Source organism: Pantoea sp. YR525 (assembly GCF_900116775.1).
In the GTDB taxonomy this organism is placed as follows: Bacteria; Pseudomonadota; Gammaproteobacteria; order Enterobacterales; family Enterobacteriaceae; genus Pantoea; species Pantoea symbiotica.
Genome location: NZ_FPBU01000015.1, coordinates 72402 through 82247, shown reverse-complemented (window position 1 = coordinate 82247; position 9846 = coordinate 72402). Strand labels below are relative to the sequence as shown.

Sequence of the window (9846 nt, the reverse complement as noted above, 5' to 3'; positions counted from 1 at the left end):
ATAGTGCTGAACTGCAGCCAGCCTGACGGAATATGGGTGCTTCATTTTAACCTCCGGATTCTGGATTGTTTGTCCAGGATCCGGGGTTCAGTGCAGCCAGACGCCCTCTGCTCGGTCGCCGCACGAAGGTGCTGCAACTGCCTCAGCAACTGGCGAACGAAAGTCGCTCAATGCTTAACTGAGCGCCATTAATGGCGCCCCTACAATGCTAACTGACCAGCGAATACGCAATCGACGAAATCGCCAGCACGCCGACAATCACCACAAACAGGTTACTGATCTTCCCGCTGTACTGACGCATCGCCGGCACTTTCTGGATGGCGTACATCGGCATCAGGAACAGAATCATCGCGATGATCGGCCCGCCCAGTGTTTCAATCATGCCCAGAATACTGGGGTTCAGCGTCGCCACCAGCCAGGTGGTCAGCAGCATAAACGCGGTGGTCAGGCGATTCAGGCGCTGCGGCGTGACGGTTTTTCCGCGGCTGCGCAGTGACTTCACCACCATGCCGTTAAAACCTTCACGCGCTCCCAGATAATGCCCGAGGAATGATTTGGTGATGGCTACCATCGCAACGATCGGCCCCATCCACGCAATCATCGGCACATTAAAGTGGTTGGCTAAGTAAGACAGAATGGTGATGTTCTGATCTTTCGCCGCCTGCAGATCGGACGGCGACAGGCTCAGCACGCAGCTGAAGACAAAGAACATCACCGTCACTACCATCAGTAGATGGGCGTTGGCCAGAATGCGCGAACACTTCTTCTCCGCACCTGCGCCGTACTCATCGCGCTTAGCGACGGCAAAAGAGGAGATGATCGGCGAATGGTTGAAGGAGAAAACCATCACCGGAATCGCCAACCATAGCGTCATCAGAATACCGTGGCCGCTTACATTCGCGTTTAACGATAACGTTTCCAGCGCCGCGCCATGCCAGTGCGGCACCAGATAAGCCGCCAGCAGCATCAGCACCGCCACAAACGGGAACACCAGAATGCTCATCGCTTTAACAATCATCTGCTCGCCAAAGCGCACCACCGTCATCATGCCAATGATCAGAATCAGCGACAGCAGCACACGCGGCGGCGAAACCAGCCCCAGCTGATGCACGATAAAGCTATCGACGGTATTGGTGATCGCCACGCTGTACATCAGCAGGATCGGATAGATGGCAAAGAAGTAGAGCAAAGTAATGACCTTGCCAGCGCCCACGCCGAAGTGCTCTTCCACCACTTCGGTGATGTCTTCGCCGGGATTTTTACCGGAGAGTACAAAGCGCGTTAACGCGCGGTGCGCGTAATAGGTCATCGGGAAGGCAAGAATCGCCATGATAATCAGCGGAATCAGCCCGCCTGCACCGGCGTTAATCGGCAGAAAAAGCACGCCCGCACCAATCGCCGTACCGTACAGACCCAGCATCCACACGGTATCACTCTTACGCCAGCCCTTAGCCGCCGTTTCTACGGTGCCAAGCGTACCGGTTTGTGAGTTGTCCATCTGTCTCTCCAGAATTTCAAGCTTTATCAACACGCAGCCACAAGGATGACTGCTAATCATGGCGTAGGCTGCTCCGCCCGGCCGGAACGCAAAGGATGACGCTTCATGAGATGAAATTCACGCATCCTGATGTTTTACGCCGCACTAAATGCACGAAACATGCGCGCAATCGATTGCATGGGGCGCTATTTGACATGAGACGCGGGATGAGTGCAAGAAGGAGAAACCGAGAGTGTGCAGAAAGACGTGCGGAGAGTGGAAAGGTGTGGCAACGCTGGGCTGTTGCCACGGGTAGAGCTGAGAACATCGGGTGAAACTCCCCCGGCAACTAGCCTCTGTACAACAAATGCGTCCAGAGACTAACACCGGGAGAATTTCAAATCAGAATGCGCGCATCCTGTAGAGTGCATAAAGAAAATAGTACGCTGTGAGTGTATTCAAATTCATAATCATGTACTTCAATTTTTCATTTTTATTCAGCAGGATGAAAATACCTTTTGAGTATTTACCCCGCTTTATTTCATTAATTTCCTGGGCAATATCCGCAGGTGAAAACGAAGAGTGATACATAGCAGTCACGATTTGCATATCCAGCGCGAGCACACGTTTGGAAATGCCCTTGAGGAAATAATCGAGATTGCTGGACTGATATTTACTGATGATCGAATCATACAGTGCAGTGAGAAACTGTTTACGCACTTTCAGTTCACTGTATTGCACTTTACGCTTCGATAATGAACCCTCCACATCTTCATAGTGATAAGCAGCGCCCGGTGTGACAAGGAAATTGCTAATACAGCTGAAGAATTTAAGGTTAAACAACAAATCCTCGCTCATGGAGATACCTTCCAAAAAGCGCAGGTTCAGCTCCTCAATAATCTGACGGCGATAACATTTGTTATGCAGATAACCGATGTTATCACTCATCTCCAGCTCACCGAGCACATAAGGAATGTCCTCGTTGCTGAAGAAGCCCGCCTGCGACACTTTCCCCACGCGATTGTCGTTGAGGTTTCCCACCATCAAATCGACAGATTCTGCCGGCCAGGCATCGAGATTCTGTTTGAAGATCATCAGGAAGTTATCGTCCACCCAATCATCCGCATCGAGGAATAACACATATTCACCGCTGGCCTGCTGCATTCCGCTGTTTCGAGCAGCGCTGACACCGGCATTAATTTGGTGAATTACCGTGACCTGCGAATATGCGCTGAACTCCTGCAGAATATTTGCGGTTGTATCGCTGCTACCATCATTAACCACAATCACTTCGTAACTGCTGAACGTCTGTTTAAGCACGCTCAGCAAGGTACGTTTAATGGTTTTTTGTGAGTTATAGACGGGAATGATAAGACTAAATAGTGGTTTTTCATTCATGATAAACTCTCTTTACTGTCTGAGGTTTTGATATTGTTGAATAACAGCCATAGTTTCCTGGGGTTGATAAATATTTGGTGAATACGCATTACCGGTTGAGCAGGGAAAAAGTAATTAAGCAGGGAGAATGATAAAAACTCGGTTAATACCACGCTCATGGCCGCGCCATTTAAACCGAAGTAAGGAACCAATAATAAAGAGGAGGCCACGCAAATTAATAACACCACGAAGGTTTTCTTCACTAAATAGCGATATCCGTTGTACTTAATAATGAAACGATCCATCACGCTGCTCAGTACCGCGCACATCGCACCGACGCTGAGTAACAGCGTTGGCGCGACCGCATCGAGATACTCCGCACCGTAGAAGTCCCGGATAAACCATCCGGACAATAACCAAATCGCCAGAATTACCAGCGAAGAGACACCAATCACCAGCAGATGTAATTTCTGCGCTTTGATAATCGATTGCCGATCGTCACGCTCGGCAAAGAACGCCGGGAAAAAGGAGGCCAGCAACGCATTGGGTAAAAATACCCACGCGGTAGCGAGCGTCAGCGCGACGGAGAAAATTCCCGCCTCTTTCACGCCAAGGAAATACGACACGCTGATTTGATTGACGCGGGTATAAATCGCCACCGCAATCACGGAAAACACCAGTGAAATACCCGACGCCACCATATAGCGTGAATATTTCTTCATCTGTCGCAGTGCCGGAATCGGCACCTGACGATGATATTTCAGGAATATCGCCAGCTTGATGGCAAACGGAATAAAGGTCGCCAGCACGATAGGAATCGACAACAACTGCGGATCCAGACCGTAATACGAAATAAAGAAACGTACGGTTAAACTGATGGCCAAACCCGCCAGATTAGCGATCACATTCAGGCGCGCATTGAGCATCGCCTCGTTGTAGATATTGACCAGATCGAGCGAAGAGAAAAGACAGGCAATCGCCGCCGCGCAGATAAACACCAGCGCTTCAGCGCTCCACTCTTCGCCCATAATCAGCATGCCGCTGACCGCCAGCACGCCATAAATCACCAGCACCAGCAGAAAGGTCGCCATCATTAAGCGCATGCCAGAGTGATGATTTTGCGATAAGCGTTTCAGCAGAATCACATCGCTACCCATCAGCGCGATACTCTGGATGAACTGAAATACCAGCATCGAGATCGAGATAATGCCGAAAGTGGTGGGCCCCACATATTTCGCCACATAGGAGGTGACAAATATCAGGCCGAATACCGCAATCAGCTTTTCAGCGATCATCCACATGGAGTTTTTTAATTTATCTTTCACAACTTAACCTCAGCGTTTATTTCTGTGCCAGCCGGCGCAGACGCGATACCAGTCGTGGACTGACAAAAAACAGCGCAAAGTACAGGCTCCACGGATTGAACATCAATCCTGATGTGAAATAGGACTTAAAGCTGCGACGGTAGAGCGAAATATATTCATCAATAAAGGCGCGGCTGAATCCGTCGCTGTGCAGCGCTTTATAGATATAAGACGAAGTGACTTTTAAATAGAGATGGTAATAACAGCGATTATGCTGGGCGGATAAAAACGCCTGCATGCCATTAAACGAGCGCGCAAAGGAGAAATGCTTTTCCCGTAACGCCGATCGCGTGGCGGAGTTGGTGGATTCCACATAGTGATAAACCACCTGCTGGGTGAAGATCACCTGACGATCCTGTTGCAGATGCAGGTAATTGATCACGAACAGCAGATCTTCGAAGTTATAAATCTCTTCGTTGAAACTGAGCTGATGCTGACGAATCACATCGCCACGAAACACCTTGTCGCAGATACCGTGACGCGGATTGAAGTAGAGCAGATCGTTGATCGCCGCCGAAGCGCTCAGCTGGCGCGTGTCAGTCGTGTTGGCCGGGAAATCGAGCGGCTCGCCTTGCGGCGTGAAGTGCTGCGATTCGCCGCCCACCATCGCGATGTTGTTTTGCATCAGCCGCACATAGGTGGCAAACGCGCTGGCTGGCAGAAAATCATCGGAGTCTAAAAAGCACAGCAGTTTGCCGCGCGAGGCACGAATGCCCTGATTGCGCGCCGACGAGACGCCGCCATTGGCTTGGTCGATGATATGAAAATGCGGGTAATGGGCGTAATTCTGTAATATCGCGAGCGAGTTATCGCTGGAGCCGTCGTTAATAAATATCACTTCAAAACGGTTCTCTTCCTGCTGAAGCAGGCTATCAATGCATCGTTCCAGATACGCCGCGGCGTTATACACCGGCACGATGACGCTGATTAAAACGTCGTTAACGGGATTTTGCATATAACCTCTGGACTCTGTCGGAGTAAAAGTTGCGGGCGAAAAAAGTAATCTATGAACATTGCAGTGATTAACACTGCGCGTTGCTTGCGCCCGGCTTAACATTTGTTGCTTGTCTATTTCAGAGTTTCCTCAGGTCAAATAAAACTGGCCTTTAATTCTCTCTAAAAAGTTCACTAAATAAGATAATCGCCAAATAAACCGTGCAGTTTCATTCTGTTTTCGTCAGCTAAACAAGGCAGGCTACCGCCCCAGGCTTGCAGCTACCTGTATACTGACCACAGTGAAACCCCTATTTTTGGCGTAAAGAGGCTGCGCTGCGCTCATAAGAGTTCAGTTAATTTTCAGCCAGTTACGTTTTTTATTTTGGTAATTTGGCTTAACGCCATTACCACGCCAATCATGACGTACTTAAATTAAATTTTTATCTACCTGGTAATGAACGTTAAAAAACGCTGGCGTCTTTATCGTGCTCATCACCAAAAACAAGAAATGCCGACCGGGGCTGAGAAGGTGCATCCAAAGACGGGCCTTCTCAACGAACGTCACGACATTAACGATATTTGCTGTATGCCCTGCACTTTAATAACGCTGGCGCGTCATTCGCGCGCCGATAAGTGCAAGTGGCGTTAATTCAGTACGGCTATCGCAGCCGTACTGCAAGAGGCTTGATGCCCAAAATTTGCGATCTAATTCAAAACTTTTCCCGGCATTCTCACCACTCGGGGTTATAAGGTCAATGGCTGCCGGGTTAAAACGGAATTTACTCAGAGAAAGGATGGATTAAATAGCGGCGCATAGATTAGCCGTGGTGAATTGGTTTTTTATTCATTGATTAGCGCCGCAGCAGGCGATGTCCAGGAATAAGATGGGAATATCTCTGACATCGTGCCAACAGAAACCAGCGCCTAAGCCGCGCCGGGATTGAAGCCAGCTCACAACTCTGATGTTAGCCTGTCACAGCACGCATTTTCGCGTGCTAGTCTCCAGCCATGCCTCTCTCCAGTTTTCCTTTACTGCAGGTTGTATGAAACGCAGATTATCTTTCCAGGTAAAACTCTTCCTGTCGCTGGTGCTGTTTTCCTGCCTGCTACTCGCCTTGCTGGGCACCATTCTGTTTCATTTTATCGATCGTCAACTGCATCACGATTTGGGACAGCGCGCGCGGGTGCAGGCCAGTGAGATTGCGCTGATGCCCGGTCTGGCGGAGAAAGTGGCGCGCCGTGACATCGCCGGCATCGCGGCGTTGATCCAGCCGCTGCGCAACCAAAGCGATGCCAGCTACATCGTGATTGGCGACACGCAGGAACAGCATCTCTATCACTCGGAATCACCGGAGCGCCTCAATTTACCGATGATTGGCGGCGACAATGCCGAAGTGCTGCAGGGCAAAACCATTATTTCGGTGCGCAAAGGCGGCATCGGCGTATCGCTCCGCAGCAAGGCGCCGATCTTTAATACGCAGCATCAGGTGATTGGCATTGTCTCGGTGGGTTATCTCACCTCCTATATTGCCAATATCAACGTCAGCCTGCTGTGGCAGGCCAGCTTGTATGGTGTGGCGCTGTTGCTGCTGCTGTTTATCTTTTCGTGGATGTTTAGCCGCAACCTGAAAAAACAGATGTTCTGGCTGGAGCCGAAAGATATCGCCCTGCTGGTGCTGCAACAAAAAGCGCTGCTGGAAGCGATGTATGAAGGGGTGTTTGCGGTGAACGCGGAACGGCAGCTGATTCTTATCAACCGCGCTGCACGCGAGTTGCTGGATATCCAGCAGAGTGAGAGTGAACTGCTGGGTAAACCGCTGGATCAGGTTTTGCAGATCCATCCGGCGTTTTTAAGCCAGCATGAGGTGAAAACCCACGACCACATCACCGTGCTCAATCAGCGTCAGGTGATCGTTAACCGGGTAGCGATTGAGCTGGAACCCGGCGAGCCAGGCGGCTGGGTGTGCAGCTTCCGCGATAAAAACGACATCAACACATTGAGCAGCCAGCTCAGTCAGGTGAAACGCTATGCGGACAATCTGCGCATCATGCGGCATGAACAGCTGAACTGGACCGCCACGCTGGTCGGCCTGCTGCAGATGCAGCGCTACGACGATGCGATGCGCTACATCCACGCGCAATCTGCCGGCGCGCAGCAGGTGCTGGATTTTGTCTCGGCGCGCTTCACCTCGCCCGCGCTTTGTGGGCTGCTGCTGGGGAAATATGTCAGCGCGCGGGAAAAAGGCGTTGAGCTGAAATTTGATCCGGCTTGCCAATTGAGCCGCATTCCAGCCGCGCTGAGTGAAACGGCGTTGATGTCGGTGATCGGCAATCTGCTGGATAACGCGGTAGACGCCACGCTCAACTCCAGAACGCCGGCGACACCGGTTGAGTTATATATTTCCGGTCGTAATCAGGAGCTGTTAATCGAAGTGGCCGATCAGGGTTGCGGCATTGATGACAGCATCAAACCGCACTTGTTTGAGCAAGGCGTCACCAGTAAACCCAACAGCGGCGACGATATGCTTGGTGCAGAACACGGCATCGGTCTCTATCTGGCGGCAGGTTATGTACAGCAGGCAGGCGGCAGCATTGAGATCAGCGACAACTCACCGCAGGGCACCATTTTCTCGGTGTTTATTCCGTTTCATTCCGCCGCGTTAACAGGACTTTCCCATGAATAATGCTAAGCCGCTTGATGTGGTGATTGTGGAAGATGAGCCGCATCTGGCCGATCTGCATCGTGAATATATTGAGCAGAACTTTCATCTGCGCGTAGTCGGTATTGCCGCTACGCTGGCACAGGCGCGCGAGCTGATTACATTACATCAGCCACGGCTGCTGCTGCTCGATAACTATTTGCCAGATGGTCAGGGCGTTACGCTGATTGACGATCCGCTGCTGAAACGCTTTGAGTGCTCGGTGATTTTCATCACCGCCGCCAGCGACATGCAAACCTGTAGCCACGCGATGCGCAGCGGCGCATTCGACTACCTGCTTAAACCGGTGTTTTTCCATCGCCTGCGCGCCTCGCTGGAACGCTTTATGCTGCAGGTGCAGACCATGCGCCAGATGAAAAACGTTGATCAGCAGGCGCTGGATAAGCTGTTTAATTTGCCAACCAGTGATGCGCCGTCAGCGCCTTCGACCAAAGGGATTGAAACCATTACGCTGGATCGGGTGAAGAGCTTTTTTAGCGCTGCGCCGGAGAGTAGCTGGTCGGTTGAGCAGGTGGTTGAGCGCGTTGGCATCAGTAAAACCACCGGTCGTCGCTACCTGGAATATTGCGTGGAGATCGGTTTTATTGGCGTCGAAATGCAGTACGGCAACATCGGCCATCCGCGACGTCTGTACCGCAAAATCCTGTGATCTGGCGCAGATCTCGCGCGCGGCCTGTCGTGGTTTTTATGGTGTTAATTGCCTAAACGACGCCAACAATCACACTTCGTGAAGATAACAATCCGTCACCTCTTGTGTGGAAAAGTCGATAGGCTATGTTGACCTTTAGTTCCTCAAATGTAACTAAAAGGTTAATTATAATGTCGAACACTTTCCCTCTGTCTCTGATTGCTGCAACTGTTTTTGTGTCTATGTCAGCGGTTGCTGCCCCGCCGCAAGGCTATCCAGCGGATTATCAAAGCGTGATTGATGCCGCCACTAAAGAAGGCAAAGTGGTGGTTTACTCCACCACCGACACTAAAGCCGCCGGTCCGCTGATCAAAGGCTTCGAAGCCACCTATCCCGGCATCAAAGTTGAATATAACGATATGAACAGCACCGAGCTGTACAACCGTTTTATCAGCGAACAAGCCTCGGGCGGCACCAGCGGCGACGTGGTGTGGAGCTCCTCAATGGATACCGGTCTGAAGCTGGCGACCGACTACGCGCAGGAGTACAAATCACCTGAACTGGCGCAGCTGCCGAAGTGGGCGGTGTGGAACAACAGAGCCTATGGCACCACCTACGAACCGGTGGTGTTCATCTATAACAAACGTCTGATCCCGGCCGGTGATGTGCCCAACTCGCACGCCGCGCTGGCCAAACTGATCGCCAGCCAGACCGACAAATTCAAGAGCAAAGTCACCACTTACGATATTGAGAAATCGGGACTTGGTTTCATGCTTTCAGTACAAGATTACAAAGCCGATCCCAACTACTTCAAAACGCTGGCCGACGTGGCGAAAGGCGGTTTAGCCGTGCAGTCCTCCACCGGCACCATGATGGAAAGGGTTTCATCCGGTGAAAACCTGATCGGCTTTAACATCCTGGGTTCTTACGCTGAAGCGCGCGCTAAAACCGACCCGTCGCTGGGCATCTCTTATCCGAAGGATTACACGCTGGTGCTGTCACGCGTTTCGTTCATCAGCCAGCAAGCGCAAAACAGCCATGCCGCCAAACTGTGGCTCGATTATGTGCTATCTGAGAAAGGACAAAGCATTCTGGCTAATCAGGCCGACATCCCTTCCCTGCGCAACGATATTGAAGGCAAAAACGACATTGATGGCATGACCAAAATGTTGGGCAACGCGCTGAAACCGATCCCGGTTGATGAAAGCCTGCTGGAATATCTGCAACCGAAAAAACGTCTGGATTACATCAAACAGTGGCGCGAAGCCGCCGGTAAATAACCGCCGTCATCAAGCGCGGCGACTGCGCCGCGCTCAGCTTTCTCTTATCTGATTTCGCCATTCA

The 9846-nt window shown here is 51.1% G+C and carries 7 protein-coding genes; 3 read left to right on the top strand and 4 right to left on the bottom strand.

Translation table 11 applies throughout. The features are described from left to right. Positions 1–208 precede the first annotated feature (208 nt). The 4 genes from BM323_RS22975 to BM323_RS22960 all read right to left on the bottom strand — a co-directional run bounded on the left by BM323_RS22975 (position 209) and on the right by BM323_RS22960 (position 5173). On the bottom strand, positions 209–1498 hold the full coding sequence (locus BM323_RS22975) for an HAAAP family serine/threonine permease (protein ID WP_008108974.1): 1290 nt from the start codon (positions 1496–1498) through the stop codon (positions 209–211). A 381-nt stretch (positions 1499–1879) separates the two neighbouring features. Beyond that, positions 1880–2875: a glycosyltransferase family 2 protein gene (locus BM323_RS22970; protein ID WP_008108972.1), complete on the bottom strand. Its 996-nt coding sequence runs from the start codon at positions 2873–2875 to the stop codon at positions 1880–1882. Next, on the bottom strand, positions 2872–4179 hold the full coding sequence (locus BM323_RS22965) for an oligosaccharide flippase family protein (RefSeq protein WP_008108971.1): 1308 nt from the start codon (positions 4177–4179) through the stop codon (positions 2872–2874). The genes BM323_RS22970 and BM323_RS22965 overlap by 4 nt, the downstream gene beginning before the upstream one ends. A gap of 16 nt (positions 4180–4195) precedes the next feature. Beyond that, the gene (locus BM323_RS22960) at positions 4196–5173 is read right to left on the bottom strand and encodes a glycosyltransferase family 2 protein (protein ID WP_008108970.1); all 978 of its coding nucleotides are present in this window, start codon (positions 5171–5173) and stop codon (positions 4196–4198) included. Between the two features lie 1024 nt (positions 5174–6197). Here BM323_RS22960 and BM323_RS22955 point away from each other — a divergent pair. The 3 genes from BM323_RS22955 to BM323_RS22945 all read left to right on the top strand — a co-directional run bounded on the left by BM323_RS22955 (position 6198) and on the right by BM323_RS22945 (position 9782). After that, positions 6198–7838 (top strand): ATP-binding protein, encoded by a 1641-nt coding sequence (locus tag BM323_RS22955; RefSeq protein WP_008108969.1) that lies wholly within the window; start codon positions 6198–6200, stop codon positions 7836–7838. Next, positions 7831–8523 carry a response regulator gene (locus BM323_RS22950; protein WP_008108968.1) on the top strand — a complete coding sequence of 231 codons (693 nt, stop codon included), beginning with the start codon at positions 7831–7833 and terminating at the stop codon, positions 8521–8523. The genes BM323_RS22955 and BM323_RS22950 overlap by 8 nt, the downstream gene beginning before the upstream one ends. A 170-nt stretch (positions 8524–8693) precedes the next feature. After that, positions 8694–9782 carry an ABC transporter substrate-binding protein gene (locus BM323_RS22945; RefSeq protein WP_008108967.1) on the top strand — a complete coding sequence of 363 codons (1089 nt, stop codon included), beginning with the start codon at positions 8694–8696 and terminating at the stop codon, positions 9780–9782. The last annotated feature ends 64 nt before the right edge of the window (positions 9783–9846 follow it).

Bases quoted from the DNA above. Each gene is read 5' to 3' on its own strand.
- BM323_RS22975 (WP_008108974.1), bottom strand. From the start codon at position 1,498: ATGGACAACTCACAAACCGGTACGCTTGGCACCGTAGAAACGGCGGCT.
- BM323_RS22970 (WP_008108972.1), bottom strand. From the start codon at position 2,875: ATGAATGAAAAACCACTATTTAGTCTTATCATTCCCGTCTATAACTCA.
- BM323_RS22960 (WP_008108970.1), bottom strand. From the start codon at position 5,173: ATGCAAAATCCCGTTAACGACGTTTTAATCAGCGTCATCGTGCCGGTG.
- BM323_RS22955 (WP_008108969.1), top strand. From the start codon at position 6,198: ATGAAACGCAGATTATCTTTCCAGGTAAAACTCTTCCTGTCGCTGGTG.
- BM323_RS22950 (WP_008108968.1), top strand. From the start codon at position 7,831: ATGAATAATGCTAAGCCGCTTGATGTGGTGATTGTGGAAGATGAGCCG.
- BM323_RS22945 (WP_008108967.1), top strand. From the start codon at position 8,694: ATGTCGAACACTTTCCCTCTGTCTCTGATTGCTGCAACTGTTTTTGTG.